We start from the raw sequence: 19,662 nt of genomic DNA, 5'->3' as shown, positions 1-19,662 counted from the left end.
ACGGACCTGCTGGCCTCTATCGAGCGGAACGCGGCTCAGCCGAGCGTGTGCCAACGGGCGGACCGGTCACCGATGCGCAAGGACCGGACGCGGTGGTGTGGTTCGACGGCCGCGAGCGGGTTGGCTGAAGGCCAGGCGGATGTAGGCCCCGAGAGCCTGCAGATCGGTCGGAGTCCAGTCGGGCCGCCCGCCCCGGACGAACTGTTCAGCGGAACGCCCTACTGGCACTGTCGGCGGACCACCGAGCCGAGGACATCGCCGCCCCGCCGCGCGTGGAGCCCTACGGTTGAGACCGAGTTGGGGAGGCTGAGCGCTTGTCGGTGTGGTGGCCGCAGACACCGCCACACCGACCCTCGCCTCACGGCTTCCCCAAGTGCCTGCCAGCCGCGATTGTCTCCATGGCTAACCTTCCTCATGTGGCAGACGACGAGCGAGAGACCCCGCAGGAGATCGAAAAGACCCCCGAGGGCGCCAGAGTTGCTCAGTTGACACCAGAGCAACAGGAAGAACTTCGCAAAAGCCTGGCGCAGGTCCAGCAGTTCCTAAGTCGAACGGCCGCCTCACTGTCCGTCAACAGTGAGGCCCTGATGGCGGTCGCCAGGGCGCAACAGGTAGTCGCTGAAAGCGTCGCCGCACCTCTCCTCAGCGCACAGAGTGCAATGCAGAAGCAACTCTCCACCATTATCAACAGCGACCTTTTCAAGACCAGGGCGCTCCTGCAGGCGAACCTCAACGGCATCGCCGAACAGTTGATCAAAAACGTTGACTTCCGCATCGGCAGCATGGCAACCGGGGCCCTGTCGAATTTCGCTGGACAATACGCCGACTTTCTGGCGAATGTACAAGCATCGCTTGCCAAGGTAGAATTTTCCTTCTACCCCCCGAACCTGCGGGAAATCGAGAACCTCAAGTTCGAGCAGGTTGAAAGCGTCGTCATGGTTGACGGCATCCCGCTCTACGGCATCCCGCGCGCTTCCACTGCCGAGGAACTCATTCTCGCCGACAGCGCGAGCAAGCGCAGAATGCTCCTTGAGCAGCACTGGAAGAGCATCTCGGAAGACTGTCACGAACTAGTCGCCGCCTGTACGGCAGAATTCACCGCGCCGTATGTGCCGTTTGTGGTTGCCGCCCTCGACGCCCTCGACGCGGGCCATGCCGAGGCTGCGCAGGCGCTGGCGAGTTCCCTCATCGACGCCCTCGTCGGTGCCCACTTCGGAGACGATCGCAAAAACTACACCCCCGATCGAAGCGGGAAACGCACCACAGAAGCCTACGACGACCTCGAAATTCACGAGTTCATCGCATTCGCCCCTCTGTGGCAGGCGTACCAGCAGTTCTTCGTAGAGAAAGGCGACGCCGTGCCGGAGACCTACAGTCGCCACGCAACGGCACATACCGTCAGTCCTCGTCAGTACAATAGGTGCAACGCCATGCAGGCACTGATGTTCGCCTGCTCTATGCTGTCTTACCTGGATTTCGAGAGGTCGCAAATTCGGGCAGCCTAAAGCCGATTTGTCCGGAGACGTGCGTAAGCTCAAAGATCGGCGTCAGAGTGAACGAGAATAAACAGGGCGAAGGAAGTCGAGACGACAGTCGGCCGGTAGCCGACGATTTGGAATCATTTAGCGACAGGGCTTTTTCGGCGGTGCCGGAGCTTGGTTCGGGGCGGCGCTGGCAGGACGCGCTGTACAATGTTCTTTCCTGGATCGACAGTTCATGGCGCGCAAAGCTAGTTCCGCACCGGGGGCGACGATGGATCAATCGTCGCATGGTGTCGTTGATGACTTTTCGCCAGGCGGAAGTGTACAGGGCGTGGAGTCCGGACGACCCTAGGCAGAACCTGATTGTGGCCGATGACGAGCATGTCCATATTCCGGCGCTGTGGTTGGTGGAGTTCTTCCCGCCAAGTCAATTTGAAAACCTCGCCTCCGCGTTGAAGCGCAAGTCGTGGGGAGAGTATCACGCATGGACGGGTAGCGGGCCTACAGGCAGGGAAATTCTTGAGCAATCCCGTACGGGGAAGGGTTGGTCGTGGTGGAGACTCGCGGATGTGATCGACCCGGACTCGGATAGATGGTCGCCGGACAGCCTGCGCGAGAAGCTTCCCGACCACTTTGACCAAGTGAGTCTGATCGCTATCCAGATCGGAGCGGGTCTCACTGCCGTACTGGCCAGGTTCGACATAAACAAGGAGTCCGCGAAAGCGGTGGACGATATATGGCACGAAACGCATGAGCCGGAGGTCGTGCGAAACTTCGGCCGACCGATGGCTCAGGGTCGAATGTGGACGAAGTTCCGAAAAACCCAACAGGCGAGGAGGTCAATCCACGACGCGGCTCGTAGATGGCTGGCGGACTCGTGTCCAGGATTTTTCGCCGCACACTCCAGGCTGCATCCTCTAGTCGATCTCATACTGACGGAACAGGGCGATCCGTTCGCGGATTCCGACTCTGAAGCTGCGCAGCGGGAATCCATGCGGGCGCTCGGGTTGACCGATTACTCAATTCGTTCTCGGACCTCGGGGGATCTGCCGGGACTGGTGGTCGAGCCTGCAAGCAAGACTCTCACACCTACAATAGGTGGTGCGGAAACGTGGGCGATCTGGGGAAACAGGAACACCGTGGAGGAGCGAATGGAAAATCTCGCTGCTTACGGAGGCGGTGGGATCGACGGTATCGTTCACGTCACCCAAGAGCACGCTCGGAACTTTTTCGTGTTGCTGGCGGTGTCGCGTATGGCCATGCATATGGACGAAGATTATGCAAGGCTTCGGGATGAAGCGCAGACCCGGCACGGCCGCTTCAAGGGAAAAGGGCTGAAACTGCTTCGGGCGTCATTTCTCACACTCAGCCTGGACTTGACGAGCGTCGCTCGCGATCTGCAACGGTTCCATGGTCGGAAGTGGCGCGACACAGGAGATGCGCAGTTCATGGTGGGCTGGTTCCCGCAGAGCGCTGACGCTTATGCCGCCCAGGGGGGCAAAGTGCCCGAGCCGACCAGCATGAATGAGGAACTGGAGCAACGCCAGTCCGAGTGGTTCGAAGATCTGATTGCTGCGGACAGGGACTACCGGGAGATTCTTTCCACCGTGGCGGCGCTTGGTGCGTCCAATGACTCTCTTAAGATTAGTCGTGTTGCGCTCTGGCTTGCATTTGTTTCCCTTATGATTGCGATGGTCACTCTTCTGGTCGCCGAAGTCAAGCCGCAGAATCTGCTGTCATTTATAGTCGAATGGGTGGCGTCGCGGTTGCGTTAGCTTGGAAAGTTCAAGAATCCCATACGGGGGTGCGCGAACCGGTGGTGCGGGTTCGGAAGACCATGCTGCACGTGGGCGACCCCCGCCGAGGTGTGGGTTCCGCCGATGGTCGGTTGGTCAGGGGATCGCGCGCCAGCGGGCGGACCGGTCTCCGGTGCGCAGGGACCGGACGCGGTGGCGCAGTTCGGCGGCAGCGGCCGACTTGCCGGGGGCCAGGCGGATGTAGGCGCCGAGGGCGTGGAGTTCGGTGATGTCGCGCAGCAGCACCCAGCCGGGCCAGTCGAGGATGTTACGGCCGTAGGCCGCCAGGAACCGGGTCCGCTCGGCTTCGGGTTCATGGAAGTGGTCCGGGATGCCGGTGACCAGGTCCAGTTCGCGGGGGCCGAGGCAGGCACCGTCCCAGTCGATGAGCAGCCAGTGGTCGTGGTCGCGGACCAGGTTTTCGCTGTGTGCGTCGGCGTGGACGAGCCCTTCGCCCAAGGGGAAGGAGGTGGTGGTGAAGGTGTCGACCAGGGTGTGGGCGCGGTCGAGCAGCCAGGCGCGGTCGTCGTCGGTGACGGCCGGGTGCGGGCGCCTGCGGTCGAGGTCCACGGCCTCGAACAGCCGCAGTAGCGGCTGGTAGCGGGGCAGCGGAAACGGCGGGATGGGCAGCGTGTGCAGGCGGCGCAGCGGCGCCGCCAGGTCGGCCGGCGTCGGTACCGGCGTGGTGGGCCGGTGGGGCCAGAAGGTGGCCACCGCGTCGGCGGCGAGGACCGGTTGCTCTCCGGGCGCCGGTGCCAGCGCGACCGGCTCGGACTGGTCGGCCAGCCAGCGGGTGACCTCGACGCTGGTTCGGGCGCGGCGGCGGCGCACCGGGGTGTCCGGGGCCAGTCGGGCGACGAGGTGGTCGCGGGGCAGCAGGTACACCGCGTTGGACCGCTGGTGCAGCAGGCGGGCACCGGCAGGGTCGGCGCCGAAGATCCGGCACGCCTCCCGCAGCGCGGGCACGCCGGGCAGACCGGAGTCCTCCTGACGGGCGGGTAGGGCCATCGGCGGCCTATGCCGCCGTGCTGGCCAGCGTCCTGCGGATGTGCTCGCGCAGGTCGGCGACCTCCGGCCGGCCGCTGTGCGGGGCGGCGACGGTGTCCAGCACGCGCAGCCTGGCGTAGCCGCGGGTGGAGGACAGCCCGGTGATCGCATCCACCGCGTCGTACCCGGTGGCCACGGCGACATCGAGGTCGCCGGCCTGGAACTGCACCGAGGCCAGCGGGGGCAGGATCACCGCGCGGCTGCGCTCGTACGCAGCCCCGTATCCGGTCGCGGCGCTGGTCAGCTTCTCAATCGCCTCCGGGGCGAACTCCGGGCGTTGAAGCGACAGCAGGTACAGCGAGTGGCCCTGTTGGGCGGTGATCTCGGCGTCGGTGACGAACCATGCCCACGGCGGGGTCGTGGCCGGGTCGGCGGCGGCGTAGGTGTCCTGGGCGTTGCCGATGGCGCGGCGGGTCGAGTCGGCTTCGCCGAGCGTGGCCCGGCACCATCCGAGCACGGCGGAGATGTAGCCGGAGGTGATCGTGGAGACCGGGTGGCGGCGGTTGGCGGCGGTGGCCGAGGCGAGCTGGACCAGATGCAGCGCCTCGCCCGCCCGGTCGGCGTGCTCGACCGGGTCCAGGCCATGCAGGTGCAGCGCCTGGTGTGCCATGTCCAGCAGCACGTCCACGGCCAGGTCGGGGGCGCGGGGGTGGTCCTCGGCGCGGCGGGCGGTGTCCAGGGCGTAGGTCCACAGGCGGCGGGCGGCGTCGTGGTCCTCGACGTCGTAGGCCAGCCATCCGGCCATGCTGGCCAGCTCGGCGACCGCGACCAACAGCCGGGTGCGGACCTCCGGAGTGCACACGGCGTCCTCCAGCCGGCGCACCTGGTGCAGTTGCGTGACCGCGGCGGCGCGGCACAGGCCGCCGCCGTGGGCGAAGTCCGAGCGGCGGAACCCGTCGGTGATCGCCTCGATCGCGTCGACGTCGGCCGCGCCGATACGCGGCCGGGTCACCGGCTCGACCTGATCCGGCAGCAGCGAGCCCAACCGGGCCAGCTCGGGATGCAGGCTCGATCCCAACGTGGCGGCCGTGACCAGGGCGAGGAAGTCCCTGCGCTCCAACCAGCTCACCTCCTCCTGTGTCGTCACGCTACCGCCGGTCCCGACGGGGAAGCCGAGCAATCCCGGCGGGATGCGCAGGATGGTGGCCAGACGGGCGACCAGCTTGACGTGCGTCAGCCGCCGCTCGCCCCGTTCCACGGCCGACACCCTGGACTGGGACAGATCCAGCAGGGCGGCGAGCTGGAGCTGGGACAGCCCGGTGTGCTGCCGCACCGCGGCGAACACCGCGCCGAAGTCGTAGCGGGCCAGCGCGGCGCGCAGGTCCGCGTCCTCGTAGAACCCCTTCGGGATCGGTTTGCGGAACCCGGCGGCGCGGGCGCAGGAACCGCACATCGGGTCGGTGGCGGCGGCCGGCGCGGTGCCGCAGAACCGACAGCGTTGTCGTCCCGGACCAGTCATGACTCGCCTTCCGACGCCGAACGGTGTTCGCGCAGGTTCACAGCGTGGCCCCCGCTGGATACCAGCCAGTCCTGTCCAGTCCGCGATGTCAAGCCCCAGTGGGGCTAGCACCGCTGGGGATCGGGAAGGTCGACGCGAGCCGCGACGGTGGACGTCATGGCCACGCCGACGCTGATGACCGACCAGCCCGAACCCGGGCCGACCCTCGCTGGTCCCCGCCGCTGCGCAACCGGGCCGGGCTCGTCGAAGGCAGCGGCCGACACGAGCCCCCGGTGGCCCGACGCGGACCCCCGACCCGGGTCGGGCCACCGGGCTCCCACCTCACCGGCACCGGCCGCACGCCCGATGCTGACCTTCCCCACCGGCGGCCACCGCTGCGGCCTGTATCGGCTGGTGTGCGGGTTCTACGAGTGCGTGCACGGCCACGTCCGCCGGATCAACGCCCCCACCGGCGCAGGTGCGCGATGAGCACCCTGAACCCGGCCCTGCACCGCAACCGCCACCCGACCATTCGCTCCGGTCCGACCGGCCCGCCGGTCGCGGCGCCGAGCATCGCCGGGACGCGGTCGCCGGACTGGTCGACCCGCCGACTGGATACGCCGTGCCCGCCAGCGCTGCCGACCGGTGACGGCAGCGCCTCGGCGGGAGCGGTGGCCGAGCGGCCCCGTACGCGGCAGGCGTGATCGGGGTGCGGTCGCTGATGCAGGACAGGACACCGGTCCACTCCGTCGGACCGTCGACGGGGTGGTGGGGGACCAATCGGCCCGGCGGCACCTTCTACGCTGGCCGTGCCCACGTCGTGCATCCCGGTCAACCGACGGTCGGGTTGTGCGGCCTGCCCGTGGACGACGTGTGGGAACTGCGCCCGCCGACGCCCGAGCACCTGTGCCCGGACTGCTGCGTGCTGGCGATGGCCGCCTCCCACCCGCCGTTTCCACTCACCCCCGCGCCCCCGCTGCCCAGGAGGGCAACCGGCCCCGACCGGCCGGTTGCGGCCGAGTCGCCGGCCGAGCGGACAGCCGCGATGCCGGTGACCGGCAAGGACGCCGATCCATGAAACCCACCCGTGGGACAGGGGCCCGCGGCGGTGCTGCCCGCCGCCCACGACCTCGACGACCCGACCGCGGTACCCGACGACGCGACCGGCGAACGCGCCGCCGCCGTGGACGCCCTGCGTAACCCCCGCCGGATCGACCCGGTGCTGCTGCAACACGTACTCGACGGGCTATGGCGGCTGTGACCAGGAACGGAGGACGTGCAGGTGCCCGAGGACGACCATCGTCGCGCGATCCACGCCACCCCGACCAGCGCGCTGCGGGCGGTCGCCGTCCTGCCGGCGGTCGTGCTGCTGCCGGGCGCCGCCCTGGCGATCCTCGATGAGCTGTCCCCGCCCGGCCCACCCGGTGCCGCCACCCGCCTGCACATCCAGCTGCCGGTCCGGCACCTCGTCCCGATCGACTCCTCTCCCGCCCCAGGAAGAAGCCGGCCTTGACTCCACCGATCCCGCCAGCGCGGCCACGGACGCTGCTGGACCGCGCCGGACGCCTCTGGCAGTGGAACCCGACCCTGTCGCGGCGTCCCGGTGACCCACCGGGCGTGTTCTGCCATCGCGGGCACCGGCGCACCGAAAAGGAACTGGAGAACGAGGCCGAGCCGATCATCGAGGTCCGCGACCCGCGCATCCTGGCCGTGCCCCTGGAACCGGTGCCCGCCCGCCAGATCCGCCTCAACGACCTCGTGGTGCTGCCCGGCCTGGGCGAACTGTCCCCGGTGATCGGCGTCTGGCCGTGCACCGATCGGTACGCGAGCCTGCTGTACGTGTGCACCGACAACGGCGACTGGGCACACCGACGCGCGGACAGCCCGCTGCTGCGCGCGGACATCAGAACCCCGGGCCGTCCCGGTCTCCTGGCCGCCGCCCCGAACGGTCACGGTCCCGAAAGCTCGGCGCTGCCCGGCACCACAGGACGAGGAGCCCCGTGATGGATGAGATCCCGGCCGACACCGTCCGGCGCGCGGTGCACGACCGCCTGGACTACCTGGACAAGCCGGCCACCGACGGCGACCTGCGTCCCCGCGCCGCGCCAGCCGGTACCGGGATCACCCGGCCGGCCTCGGCGTGGCGCAGCCTGCCGGACGCCCACCGACCCGACCAGCACGGCCGCTGTCGGCAGTGCTCGGGCCGGCTTCGCCCCCGCCCCCGCACCGTCCGGACCACCGCCCACCGGCACCCGATCGCCGCCGACGGTTCTCCCGCCCACCGAACCGGCAGGTACGCGACTGCCGCCGGCCGGTCGACCGTCGCGGGACCGGAGGCTTCCCGACCAGGGGATATGCCACGCCCCGAGTGCGGCGTACCGCCGGTCCAACCGGCTGTGAACCGGCGCGTCATCGAGACCACCCCTCTGAAAGGGTAACCAGGTGAACACTCTCCGACATGACGACGCGAGCGTCTCAGAGTTCCGCGACGCCCTCGTGGACAAGCTCCTCGACCGCCGCATGATCACCTCGCCGGTGGTGGAGCGGGCCTTCCGTACGGTGCCCCGACACCTGTTCGTCGCCGAGGGCACGCCGCTGGACGTCACCTACAACGTCGACAACCCGGTGGCGATCAAGCGCGACCCCGACGGTGTGATCATCTCCTCCACCAGCGCGGCGTACATCCAGGCCCGGATGATCGAGCAGGCCGAACTCGGTCCGGGCATGAGCGTGCTGGAGATCGGGTCCGGCGGGTACAACGCCGCGTTGTTGGCCGAGGTCGTCGGCCCGGCCGGGCGGGTCGTCAGTGTGGACATCGACCCGGAGGTCACCGACCGCGCCCGCGAGCTGCTGGACGCGACCGGATACGGCAGCCGGGTCGCCGTGGTGCAGGCCGACGCGGAGAACCCGCTGCCGGGGCTTCACGAGCCCTTCGACGCGATCCTGGTGACGGTGGGGGCGTGGGATCTCGCGCCGGCCTGGCTGGAGCACCTGTCCGCGGACGGCAGGATCGTCGTTCCGTTGCGGATGAACGGCATCACCCGCGCCATCGGCTTCCGCCGCGAGGGCGATCACCTGGTGAGCACGTCGGCGGAGGTGGCCGGGTTCGTCCCGATGCAGGGCGAGGGCGCCCGCGACGAGCGGGTCTTCCTGCTGCCCGACCGCAACGGCCGGCACGTCAAGCTGCGCTTCGAGGGGGACGTGCCGCAGGAGATGAGCCTGCTGGACGGCGTGCTGGCCACCGACCGCGGCGAGGTCTGGTCCGGCGTCACGATCAGGCACGGCGTGTCCTTCGCCGACCTGCACCTGTGGTTCGCCGCGTTCCTGCCCGGCTTCTGCAAGCTGGCCGTGGACGAGGGCACCGACATGGCCGCCGAACGCAAGGGCTGGTTCCCCTTCGGCGTCGTGCGCGAGGACTCCTTCGCCTACCTGGCCGTGCGCCCCCTGCCCGAAGGCGGCGGCGTGGAGTTCGGCGCGCGCGCCTACGGCCCGCACGGCGAGGCCGCCGCCACCGCGATGGTCGAACAGATCCGGGCATGGGACCGCACGGCCCGCATCGTCGAGCCCGCCTTCGCCTACTGGCCGGCCGGCTCACAGCCTCCCGAGCCCGGCGAGGACACGGCCGTGCTGGTCAAGGCGCACGGCCTGGTCACGATTTCCTGGCCGCCCACGGTGGACGCCGCGGCCGGCCAGGGCGCCCTGCACAACCCCGAGAAGTGAGGAGCGAACCGAATGACAGCAGCACTGGCCGTTGACCACTCGGAGTCCCTGGACACCGCGGTCGACGACGCGGAGTTCGAGCTGGACATGCGCGTGGTGGAGTCCACCACCAGGCTCGTGATCATGATGTGCGACACGAGCGACGGATGCGGCGACACCTGCAACACCAGCGCATGCAGCACCGGCTCCAACGACCCGTTCTGATCCAACCCCTTGCCGCCGTCGGTGTCCCGGGCTGTGCCCGGGTGCCGACGGCGGTGCCTGCGACCGACCGTGACCGGGTGAGGAGAACGAATCGCCATGACCGTGTCCCCGCGCTATCAGCACACCGGCCTCGTGCTGGCCCGCGTCACCACCGATCCCGGCGACCTTGACCCGGCCACGCGGCTGAACCCGGCGGACCCGGTCGCGGTGGAACAGGACGGCCGTGCGTGGCTGGCGAAAGTGTGGGCGCGCCCGGAGGCCCGCGACGCGCTGACGCTGGCCAGCCCCGTCCTGGGCGCGCGCCTGGACCGGATCCTGGGCGAGGACACGAGCACGCCCACGGCGAAGGAGTTACGCCGTGCCGTGATCTCCGTGGCGTCCTACCTGCTGCGCTGGCGGCGGCGGGCGACGCCGTTCGGCCTGTTCGCCGGGGTCGGGCCGGTCGCTGTCGGGCCCGCGACGGCCGAGGTGGGAACACGTCACCGGGCCGTGGCGCGGGTGGACGGCGAATGGCTCACCACGCTGATCGACCGGCTCGAACGGCACCCCGGTCTGCGCCCACGCCTGACGGTCGTGGTCGACACCGCGCGGGTCGTGCGGGATGGGCGGGTGATCGTGCACCGGCGGGCCGAGGTCGGGGCCTCCACACCGGGGCCGCTGCGGGAGTCGTCGGTCCGGCTCACCCGTCCTGTGCAGTTCGTGCTGGCCGCGGCCGGTGCGCCGATCCACTTCGACACGCTCGCCGAGAAGACGACCGTCCGGTTCCCCTCCGCGGCCCCCGACAAGGTCCACGCACTGCTGCACGGCCTGGTCGACGCCGGTGTCCTGATCACGAGCCTGCGGCCCCCGATGACCGGCGTCGACGCCTTGTCCCATCTGATCGGTGCCCTGCGCGCGGCCCAAGCGCACACCCTGGACGACCTCGCCGCGCCACTGCACGAACTCGACGCGATCCGCGCCGATCTCGCCCGGCACAACACCACCGGCGACCCCGCACGGGCACGCCGGATCCGCGCGGCGGTCGTCACGCGGATGACCGCCCTGGTCCCCGGAGTCGGTCATGCGCTGGCCACCGACGTGCGCATCGACGCCACGATCGCCATCCCCGAGCGGGTGCTCGACGAGGCAGCGCGCGCCGCCACGGTGCTGCTGCGGACCAGCACCCAACCCTTCGGGTCGGCCGTGTGGCTGGACTACCACGCCCGGTTCCGCGCCCGCTACGGTCCCGGCGCGCTGGTGCCGGTGCGCGACCTGGTCGCCGACTCCGGCCTCGGATACCCGGCCGGCTACCTCGGCGCGCCCCGCGCCCGACCCGCGTGGCGCGTGCTGACCGACCGCGACGCCGCCCTCCTGTCGCTGATCCAGCAGGCCACCCTGACCGGGGCGCGGGAGGTCGAGTTGACCGACGCCGACGTCGAGGCGCTGACCGTCGGCGAACACGCCGACGCCGTCGCGCCCCAGCGGATCGAACTGGGAGCCGAGGTGCACGCCGCGTCGACTGAGGCGCTCGACCGAGGCGAGTTCCGGCTCCGCGTCACCGCCGCGCCGCCCGCCCACACCAGCATGGCCGGACGGTTCGCCCACCTGCTCGACGACGCCGACCGCGCCCGCCTGGCCGCCACCTACACCGCCGGACCGGCGCGGCCCCCGAGCCGGGAGGCACCCGACACGGTGGTGGCGGTGCAGTTGTCCTTCCCGCCGCGCCGTCCGCACAACGAGAACGTGGTGCGGGTGCCGCCGCTGCTCGGCGAGGTCGTGTCGCTGTCCGAGCACCCCGGGCACCCCGGACCGGCCCGCCCCGACCTCACCGTCATCGAGGTGGACGACCTGGCGGTCACCGCCGACGCCGAGCAGATGTACCTGGTGCAGGTCTCCACCGGTCGGCGGGTGATGCCCCGCATTCCGCACGCCCTGGACACCGCCGTGCAAAGCCCGCTGCTGGCCCGGTTCCTCGCCGAGGTCGCCGACGCCCGCAGCGCGGTGTTCCGCGGCTTCGACCTCGGCGCCGCCCGCGTCCTGCCCTACGTGCCGCGCATCCGCTACCGGCGCACGGTGCTCTCCGCCGCCCGCTGGGTCCTCACCGCCGCCGACCTCGACGCCCGCCCCGAAGCCGACCGCCCCGGAGCCCGGGGCGGCGAGCAGGCGTTGCGGTCGTGGCGGCAGCGGTGGGGCGTACCGGCACGCGTGGTGCTGGTCCAGGGAGAGCTGCGCCTGCCCGTGGACCTCGACCACGTACTGGATCGTGCGCTGCTGTACGCCCGCCTGGAGCGCACTGACCGGATCGAGCTACACGAGGACGGCCCGCCGGACGGGCAGGGCTGGATCGGGCGACCGGCGGAGCTGCTGATCCCGATGACCGCAATCACCCCGCCCGCACGGCCGCTGCCCGCCACCGCGGCACCCGGTGCCGCCCTCCAGCCCGGCGACTCCGCCCTGGTCCACGCGCAACTGGCGGGCAACCCGGCCCGATTCGACGAAATCCTCACCGCGCACCTGCCCCGGTTCGTCTCCGAACTCCACGACCCACGTGACCCGGACCTACCGGTCCGGTCCTGGTGGGCGCGACGGCACCGCGACATGATCCGGCCCGACACCGATCACCACCTCGCCGTGTTCCTGCGCCTGAGCGGCCCACGGCACTACGCAGCCGTCGCCGCCCGCCTGGCCGCGTTCGCGGCCGACCTGGACTCCCGCGGACTTCCCGGCCAACTCACCCTCGCCCCGATGCCGCAGCACCCCGCCCGCTACGGCGACGGCCCCGCACGGGCGGCGGCCGAGCAGGTGTTCGCCACCGACACCACGGCCGCCATCGCGCAGCTCGCCGCAGCGCAGGAATCAGGGATTCCCGCCCAGGCCCTAGCCGCGGCCTCGATGGCCCATCTGGCCGCCGCGTTCGCGCCCGACCCGGTGGCCGGGCACCGGGCGCTGCTGGAATGCCTGCGTCAAGAGCACGGCCCCCTGGACCGGGCCCTGCGCGACCGGGCGCTCGCCGTGGCGGACCCCGGACAGCAGTACCACGCCGTTCGCGCCCTGCCGGGCGGCCAGACGGTCGTCGACGCCTGGCACGCCCGCGACACCGCACTGGGCACCTACCATCGTGCGCTGGTCCAGCAGGGCCGCGAGCCGGGCACGGTGTTGCGCACGCTGCTGCACGAGCACCACATCCGCGCCGTCGGCGTCGATCCGATCTTCGAGAAGGAGACCGGACGACTCGCCCGCGCCGTCGCGCTGCGCCGTCTCGCCCTGGCCGGCGTCCGGTGAGCGCCGACGCGAACTTCCGCCCGGACACCGGCGAGGTGACCTTGACCCGCGACGAGGTGACCGGCCAGTCCCTGGCCCGCGGTGCGGTGGGAACCGCGCTGCTGCATGTCGAACGCGCCCGGACCGGCTCCGGCAGGTGGGAGACCGCACAGGCCCACATCCGGGGGGTGGTGACCGGGCCGGTCGACGCCGCCGAACACGCGGGCCTCTACTACGGGGCGCCCGCCGTCGCGTTCCTGCTGCACACGGTCGCCGACCGTCACCCCCGCTACCGCGCCGCCGGCCAGACGCTGGACGAACACGTGCTGCGCCTGACCCGGCGGCGACTGGCCGTCGCCGCCACCCGCATCGACCGCGGAGGGTTCGCCACATTCGGCGAGTACGACCTGTTCTACGGGCTGACCGGCATCGGCGCCCTGCTGCTGCACCACCACCCCGACAGCGACGAACTGGCCGGAATCCTGCGGTACGCGGTCACGCTGGCCACCCGGCCGTGCTCCGAGGACGACGAACTGCCCGGCTGGTGGGTGGCGCACGACCCGGACGAGATCCTGCCGACCCCAGGCGGGCACGCGAACTTCGGCATGGCCCACGGCGCGGCCGGCCTGCTGTCCTTGCTCGCCCTGGCCACCCTGCGCGGGACTGTGGTCGACGACCAGCACGAGGCGATCGCCGCGCTCACCGCGTGGTTCGACCGGTGGCGGCAGGACGGACCGGACGGCCCCTGGTGGCCGCAGTGGATCACCCGCGAGGAACTGCGCGCCGGCTGCCCCGCCCACACCCATCCCGGCCGGCCCTCCTGGTGTTACGGGACGGTCGGCATCGCCCGCGCCCAGCAACTGGCCGCCCTGGCCACCGACGACCCGCGACGCCGGCACGCCGCCGAGGACACCCTGGCTGCCGGCCTGACCGACACCCAGCTCGACCGGATCACCGAGCCGGGCCTGTGCCACGGCATCGCCGGGGTGTACCAGACCGCCTACCGCGCCTCCCACGACGCCCTCGGACCCGCCCTCGCCCGCCGGCTCCCTGTCCTGGCCGCCCGGCTCGCCCGGCACGCGCCGTCGACCGGCGACGACCCGGAGGGCGACGACGCAGCCGCCGGGCTGCTGACCGGGCGCGCCGGAACGGGCCTGGCGCTGGAGACCGCGCGGCACAGCACGCCGCCTCACACCGGATGGGACACATGCCTGCTGATCGCCTGACCGCCACCTGCCGCACAGCCCCGCCCACCGAACTCGCCGCCGCCGTACTGGCGGTTCTCGCGGGCACCGATCCCGCCACCGTCGCGGCCGGCCACGACCTGGACCCGGCCGACCTCGACGACGCGGTGCACACCTACCGGGCCGCCGGGCTCGCGGCGCTGGAGCGAGCCGCCGAGAACACCTGGTACCAGGTCCGGGTCCGGTTCGCCGACTGGTCGCACGCCGAGACCGCCGGCGCCACGACGCTCGGGCCGGCCCTGGACTGGCTCCGCGCCGACGGGGCGGTGGCCGGATGGTGGTTCCTGCGCAAACACCCCTGCTGGCGGCTGCGGCTGCTGCGCGCGGACACCGCGGCCGTCAACGGGGTACTCGACGAACTGGCCGACACCGGAGCCGTCATACGGTGGTGGCCGACGGTGTACGAGCCGGAGACCGCCGCCTTCGGCGGCCCGGCCGGCATGGACACCGTCCACGATCTGTTCTGCGCCGACAGCGCCGGCGTGCTCGATTACCTGCGCCACGACGCTCCCGGCCTCGGCCGCCGGGAACTGTCCATCCTGCTGCTGAGCGGGCTGATGCGCACCGCCGGGCTGGACACGTTCGAGTGCGGCGACGTGTTCGACCGGGTCGCCAGGCTACGCCCCGCGCCCACCGACGCCGACACGGCACGCACCGGCACGCTCGTGGACAACCTACGCGTGCTCCTGTCGATCACCGACCTTGCCGACAGCGAGCTGTTCACGCCCGGCGGGCCGGTCGCGCACGCCGCGCCGTGGCTCGCCGCGTTACGCACCGCCGGCCAACAGCTCGGCCACGACGCCGCAGACGGCGTCCTGGACCGCGGCCTCCGAGCGATCCTCACCCACATGGTGATCTTCCACTGGAACCGATTCGGCCTCTCGGCCACCAGCCAGGGCATCCTCGCCCGCGCGGCGAGCACCGCCCTGCTGCCCCGGAGCTGACCATGACCCCCGCGCCGAACTCGTCCGCGTCGGCGGCCGTGATCCGCCGCTTCCCGATGCTGGGCCGTCCCCGACCCGCCTGCCCGTCCTTGCCCGAACGCGTCCAGGAGATCGCCGACAGCGCCCGCGCCGCCAGACACGACAGCGCGGACCGATTGACCGAAGGCACCCACGCCCTGAACAAGGCCGCGCTGATCGCCAGCGACTGCGGCCTGCCGGACCTGGCCCGCGACCTGTGCCGGCAGCACATCGACCTCTACCGCGCCGCCGACCGGCCGCTCAGCGTGCTGCACGCCCGCCACATGCTCGAACCCGTCGTCAACCTCGCCCGGCTCCGGCTGCGCGCCCACGACGGCGACCAGGCGCTGCGGCTGCTCACCGCGATATTCCAGGCCGTCAAGTCCAACACCGACCTGGTCGTCGACGGGCACATCCTGCCGCTGGCCGACCTGACCGGCAGCCGCGCCGAACACCACAAGCTGCGGGAATGGGTGTGGCTGCACCTGCTCGGAGACGGCATCCGGGCCTTGGTCCTGGCCGGACGGTGGGACGACGCGCTCGCCCTTGCCCACGCTCACCGTGGGATCGGCCTGCACCTCATGGAGGGCCGCCAGACGGCGATTGTGGCCCCCTGGGTGAACGGAGACCTCACGGCGGCACGGGCAGCCCTGGCGGACAGCACCCCGCAGCAGCCATGGGAACTCCAGGTCGCCTCCTGCCTGACGGTGATGTGCACCGACACGGACAGCCCGTCGCGGCGACGGGCCGTCGCCACAATGATCACGAGGTTCGTCGAGCGCTGGCCGATCCCCGGCTACGCCTTCTTCCGAGCCCAACTCGGACTCACCGTGGCCACGCTCGCCGACACCACCGACCCCGAGGCGGCCAACCGGGTGCTCCTCCAGGTGGTTGACGAGGCGATCGGGGCGGCGGACGGATACGCCGCTCGGGAATTACTGCGGCACCCCGGCACGCAGGCCGCTGCGACCGGTGGGCAGCGCGCAGCGCTCGCCGCGTTGGTGGACGCCTCCGGCCTGGGAACCGGAACCATGCCGGAACCCCTCCGGCAGAGCCTGCTCGACTCCACCCGGGCAGCGGCCTGGGCGTTGCACCTATCGCTGCGGCAGCCCGAGGGGGACAGCCGGAATACGCCGGAAACCTGCCACGAGTTCGAATAGTTGCCGATCAGGGCGTTACAGCGGCAGGTACTCGCGGATCTTGCCCTTGACGTGCGGCCGGTTGCCGCCGAGCGAGAGCCCCCGGGGGGAGTTGCCGGGCGATCTCCAGGTCGGTAGGCAGGGCGATGGTTGGAAGACTCATGTGCGAGACCTGGAGGTTGTCCAGCTAAAACTGCCCGACGAGGCAGCGAAGTGATCAACAATGCTCTCGACGCGCACATGCGCATAAGTGGATCATCTACCGGTCGACGCAGGTCGTAGGGCCCTTAGGGGTCCCCTTAGCTTGTTCGGATGATCTTTTGCTCCGACCTCGCGCGAACGCTATTTATGACTAGGCGACGCATGGTAGAACAACGACTGCCCGGTTCTTGCAACTCGCCGAGGAAGGTCGACCGTCCATGTCTAGAAGGTTTCTCACCTTTTCGGTGCTGACTGCTGCATCCTTTTCGCTACTACTGGCTGGCTGCGGTGCCGACGCGGCACGGTCGCACCCGTTGGCCGGGTTGCCTGAACCGCCAGGGCAGACTGTCGAGAAGAAGGCTGAGGGCCTGCCCATCAGCGGCAGCATTGCCGTGCAACTACCCTTCGCTCCGATTGAGTTCTCGCTGGACACGACTGGAAAATTTTCCGTCAAGGTTTCGCATAAGATCGTGACACCCTACGGACAGGTGTCCTTCAACGGCGAAGTGCCCTTGGCGCAAGGCGGCGGTCCCGGCCCTGCCGACCCTCAGGATGCGTCGCAGTTGTTCATCTGTCAGAAAGGTACTAACAGGCAGGTGTGCGAGGCATACCAACTCGGCAGTGGGCGAACCATGCGGATTGAGCAGGACGGCCAGTTCGTGCGGGAAGTCAGCCGGGACCGGGTGATCGTGGAGGCTGCATCCGGATCAAAGATCGCTGTCATCGATGCAGGCCCCCCGAAGTCGACCGAGCCACGAGGGCCTGCCGAAATCGCTGTAAAGAAGTTCCATTTTCATGAAACCAGTGCTGAAACGGTCGTTGACCTCGAAGCTGATTTCGGAGGGGTGGGCGGTGACATCTCTTACGATCACGTGACGGGCGAGCTCAAGGCTTACGGGGCGGCAAGAATTGCCCGGTCGACCAAATATGATGAAAAAAAGTGGAATGACAGGCCAAGCTGGCTCGAAAACTTTGCTCTCAAAAAGGAGGATCACCCGGTTCCTGACGGGTACCTTCCCGGGGAAAAGGACTGCGCGGAGGTCAAGCCCGAAGATTGGAGGGAAAATTTCGCGGCCGACGAGCTGGGCAGCTATGCGCTTGTCGCCTGCATTAAAACTGCTGAGGCAGATCTAGGTTACCTGGTTGTACGTCCCGAGGACGGCAAGCCGCGTGGCTACCATGTGTACAGTCGCATCTGGGTACGGCGTTAGTTCCAGGCCGTCTGAGCCTCCTCCGTGCAGAGGATCACGGCCGAGTTGCCGGTCCGTGCGGTGACGGCACCTCACTACTCCGCAGCGACGTCGTCGGGCAGGCCGAGCCCGGCGCGAGTCTGACCGAGGCGGTGATCACGCGGAACGGTGTAGTTCATCGTCGGTGAGCGGATTCTGATCACAGAATTGCGCACCTGGGACGGGACGATCGGCATTCAGCGGTTCCGGCGCGGCAGCACGGTGTCGAGCAGGCGGTGGCCTACGGCGACGCCGATGCCGGTGGCCACGCCGGTGAGCAACCGGACCGCCACGCTCACCTCACCCCGGACCGGACCCGCCGATGGAGCGGGCATAATCGGAGCGTCGGATGGTTCGTGCTCGTGCTGCCCGCCGGCATCCTCGGTGGGGGTGCCGGTCGGGCGGGCGAGGCGATGTACGTGGTGGGCGCGCTCGGCCAGCCGGGTGGCGACGGGTTGGCCCTCCCAGACCAGCAGTTCGACGCGGCCGAGCCCGGCGAGTTCGACGAAGCGGCCGTCCGCGCTGCCGACGAGGAAGATCCGGCCGCCTTCGGTGTGGACGTGACGGGCGTGCGCGAGCAGCGCCACCTCGGCTCCGTCGGCGCCGGGCGGCACGCGCAGCGGCGCGATGCGCAGCTCGGCCAGCAACGACGCCAACGGGTCGGTGTCCTCGCCGGTGGGCAGGGCGTAGGCGGCGACGGCGTGGTGGATCTCGCCCGCGGCGGCCAGCAGCGTCTCCAGCCGTGCCCGCAGCGGCCGGGGCCGCAGCCGCACGGTGCCGAGGTTTTCCAGGTCCAGCAGCAGGACGCGATCGTCGGCGTTCACGACGGCTCTACGGGAAGCAGCAGGTCGGTGCTGTGCATGGTCGTCCTGCCGGAACTACAAGCCGTAGGGCCGGTAGGGCAGCACGCGCGGTTCGCGCGGGGGAGCGACGAGGTCGTCGCCCGGCCAGAAGGGGCCTTCCGCGGCGAACCGGTGAACGTGGCCGGTCAGCTCGTCCAGGTGCTGTTGCCGGTCGTCCGGCCCGGCCTGGGAGCGGGAGCCGTCCGGGTGGTACAGCTCGTGCACGGTGTTCGGGCCGCCGCCCAGCAGGACGGCCGCGACCTGCGGCAGGCCCAACGGCACGGCGTCGCAGCCTTGGTGGCGAGCGATGTGTACCACGGCGTCGACGACACGTTCCCAGTCGGCGACCTCCGGCCACAGCCGCCCGCCGTCCAGCTCGAAGGTCAGCGTGGACAGCGGCACCACGCAGCCTGCCGTGCGGCCGGGGAACTCGGTCAGGCACCGGTACATCCGGCCGCCGTCCGGCTGCGGCACCGCCGGGTGCAGCAGCGTCAGGGCGTGCACGATCGTCGCGTCGATCGGCACCGGGTGTTGTGGGGACCGGTAGGGCCCGTGCAGGGCGAGCAGGTACACGTCCTGGACCGTCACGTGTTCCCTTCCGTCGGCGTCGGCGTCCCGGTGCGCCCGTCTGGTCGGCGGGCCGGGCGAGGCGTCCACCGCCCATCCTGTCGCATCCCGGATTCGCCCGGTCACCAAGGGTGAGGACCGGGCGGGCGCTGTGGTGCGCGCAGGCCCGGGACGGTGCTCAGGTCCCCGTCGTCGGGCGGCCTGCGTCGGGCGCGGTCCGGGCGACCTGCCGTGCCGTGTCGATGATCGACCACCACGGGTGGTCGGGGACCTGCTCGTAGAACACCCGAGCCCGGCTGGTGCGGGGGAGTTCGCGGACCATGCCCAGCGTGACCAGGGTGGCCAGCTCCTTGCGGATGTAGGGCTGGTGGGTGCCGACGCCCTCGGCGGCCTCGCGTTGGAAGAACGGCCCGGTCCGGCCACGGACCCACACGGCCAGCGGCAGGCGCACGGCACGGCCGAACAACGCGGCGCTGAGCTCGTGCAACGCGTCCGGTGGGACCCGGTCGGCCATCACACCTACTCTCTGATAGTTTCTATAAACTATAAGCA

At 70.3% G+C, this 19,662-nt stretch carries 19 protein-coding genes; 14 read left to right on the top strand and 5 right to left on the bottom strand.

Translation table 11 applies throughout. From position 1 onward, the window contains the following. Positions 1-416 precede the first annotated feature (416 nt). Complete coding sequence (locus tag ABD223_RS02505; protein ID WP_344034162.1) at positions 417-1,505, top strand: hypothetical protein; 1,089 nt, start codon at positions 417-419, stop codon at positions 1,503-1,505. A 47-nt stretch (positions 1,506-1,552) separates the two neighbouring features. Further along, on the top strand, positions 1,553-3,256 hold the full coding sequence (locus ABD223_RS02500; protein WP_344034161.1) for a hypothetical protein: 1,704 nt from the start codon (positions 1,553-1,555) through the stop codon (positions 3,254-3,256). A gap of 117 nt (positions 3,257-3,373) precedes the next feature. Here the strand turns inward: ABD223_RS02500 and ABD223_RS02495 are convergent, their stop codons facing one another. Continuing rightward, entirely contained in the window at positions 3,374-4,285 is a 912-nt protein-coding gene (locus ABD223_RS02495) for a phosphotransferase (protein WP_344034160.1), read from the bottom strand. A gap of 7 nt (positions 4,286-4,292) precedes the next feature. Next, positions 4,293-5,783 carry an NsdA family TPR-like regulatory protein gene (locus tag ABD223_RS02490; RefSeq protein ID WP_344034159.1) on the bottom strand — a complete coding sequence of 497 codons (1,491 nt, stop codon included), beginning with the start codon at positions 5,781-5,783 and terminating at the stop codon, positions 4,293-4,295. Positions 5,784-6,247: 464 nt separating this feature from the next. Between ABD223_RS02490 and ABD223_RS02485 the strand changes: the two genes are divergently transcribed. The 12 genes from ABD223_RS02485 to ABD223_RS02430 all read left to right on the top strand — a co-directional run bounded on the left by ABD223_RS02485 (position 6,248) and on the right by ABD223_RS02430 (position 17,683). Continuing rightward, positions 6,248-6,466, top strand: a complete 219-nt coding sequence (locus ABD223_RS02485; RefSeq protein ID WP_344034158.1) for a hypothetical protein — start codon at positions 6,248-6,250, stop codon at positions 6,464-6,466. Positions 6,467-6,624: 158 nt separating this feature from the next. Further along, on the top strand, positions 6,625-6,840 hold the full coding sequence (locus tag ABD223_RS02480) for a hypothetical protein (RefSeq protein ID WP_344034157.1): 216 nt from the start codon (positions 6,625-6,627) through the stop codon (positions 6,838-6,840). A gap of 9 nt (positions 6,841-6,849) precedes the next feature. Further along, the gene (locus tag ABD223_RS02475; protein WP_344034156.1) at positions 6,850-7,023 is read left to right on the top strand and encodes a hypothetical protein; all 174 of its coding nucleotides are present in this window, start codon (positions 6,850-6,852) and stop codon (positions 7,021-7,023) included. Between the two features lie 21 nt (positions 7,024-7,044). Then, a complete protein-coding gene (locus ABD223_RS02470) occupies positions 7,045-7,275 on the top strand; it encodes a hypothetical protein (protein WP_344034155.1) in 231 nt (76 codons plus the stop codon). After that, positions 7,272-7,766: a hypothetical protein gene (locus ABD223_RS02465; RefSeq protein ID WP_344034154.1), complete on the top strand. Its 495-nt coding sequence runs from the start codon at positions 7,272-7,274 to the stop codon at positions 7,764-7,766. The genes ABD223_RS02470 and ABD223_RS02465 overlap by 4 nt, the downstream gene beginning before the upstream one ends. A gap of 438 nt (positions 7,767-8,204) precedes the next feature. Then, the gene (gene fxlM / locus ABD223_RS02460) at positions 8,205-9,482 is read left to right on the top strand and encodes a methyltransferase, FxLD system (RefSeq protein WP_344034153.1); all 1,278 of its coding nucleotides are present in this window, start codon (positions 8,205-8,207) and stop codon (positions 9,480-9,482) included. Positions 9,483-9,494: 12 nt separating this feature from the next. Then, positions 9,495-9,686, top strand: a complete 192-nt coding sequence (locus ABD223_RS02455; RefSeq protein WP_344034152.1) for an FxLD family lanthipeptide — start codon at positions 9,495-9,497, stop codon at positions 9,684-9,686. A gap of 96 nt (positions 9,687-9,782) precedes the next feature. Further along, positions 9,783-12,947, top strand: a complete 3,165-nt coding sequence (locus tag ABD223_RS02450; RefSeq protein WP_344034151.1) for a lantibiotic dehydratase — start codon at positions 9,783-9,785, stop codon at positions 12,945-12,947. Next, on the top strand, positions 12,944-14,152 hold the full coding sequence (locus ABD223_RS02445; RefSeq protein WP_344034150.1) for a lanthionine synthetase C family protein: 1,209 nt from the start codon (positions 12,944-12,946) through the stop codon (positions 14,150-14,152). Before ABD223_RS02450 ends, ABD223_RS02445 begins: the two co-directional genes overlap by 4 nt. Next, positions 14,134-15,114 carry a thiopeptide-type bacteriocin biosynthesis protein gene (locus tag ABD223_RS02440; protein ID WP_344034149.1) on the top strand — a complete coding sequence of 327 codons (981 nt, stop codon included), beginning with the start codon at positions 14,134-14,136 and terminating at the stop codon, positions 15,112-15,114. Before ABD223_RS02445 ends, ABD223_RS02440 begins: the two co-directional genes overlap by 19 nt. A gap of 38 nt (positions 15,115-15,152) precedes the next feature. Then, positions 15,153-16,292 (top strand): hypothetical protein, encoded by a 1,140-nt coding sequence (locus tag ABD223_RS02435; protein ID WP_344034148.1) that lies wholly within the window; start codon positions 15,153-15,155, stop codon positions 16,290-16,292. A 398-nt stretch (positions 16,293-16,690) separates the two neighbouring features. Next, positions 16,691-17,683: a hypothetical protein gene (locus ABD223_RS02430; RefSeq protein WP_344034147.1), complete on the top strand. Its 993-nt coding sequence runs from the start codon at positions 16,691-16,693 to the stop codon at positions 17,681-17,683. Between the two features lie 215 nt (positions 17,684-17,898). Here the strand turns inward: ABD223_RS02430 and ABD223_RS02425 are convergent, their stop codons facing one another. The 3 genes from ABD223_RS02425 to ABD223_RS02415 form a co-directional block, all read right to left on the bottom strand. Continuing rightward, positions 17,899-18,525, bottom strand: coding sequence for a hypothetical protein (locus tag ABD223_RS02425; RefSeq protein WP_344034146.1), 627 nt, complete (start codon positions 18,523-18,525; stop codon positions 17,899-17,901). A 54-nt stretch (positions 18,526-18,579) separates the two neighbouring features. Next, the gene (locus ABD223_RS02420; protein ID WP_344034145.1) at positions 18,580-19,200 is read right to left on the bottom strand and encodes a hypothetical protein; all 621 of its coding nucleotides are present in this window, start codon (positions 19,198-19,200) and stop codon (positions 18,580-18,582) included. Positions 19,201-19,288: 88 nt separating this feature from the next. Further along, positions 19,289-19,624, bottom strand: a complete 336-nt coding sequence (locus tag ABD223_RS02415; RefSeq protein ID WP_344034144.1) for a hypothetical protein — start codon at positions 19,622-19,624, stop codon at positions 19,289-19,291. Positions 19,625-19,662: the final 38 nt, after the last annotated feature.

The sequence above is a fragment of the Saccharothrix xinjiangensis genome (assembly GCF_039527585.1).
Taxonomy (GTDB): domain Bacteria; phylum Actinomycetota; class Actinomycetes; order Mycobacteriales; family Pseudonocardiaceae; genus Actinosynnema; species Actinosynnema xinjiangensis.
This window is presented reverse-complemented; position numbering and strand designations above follow the sequence as displayed.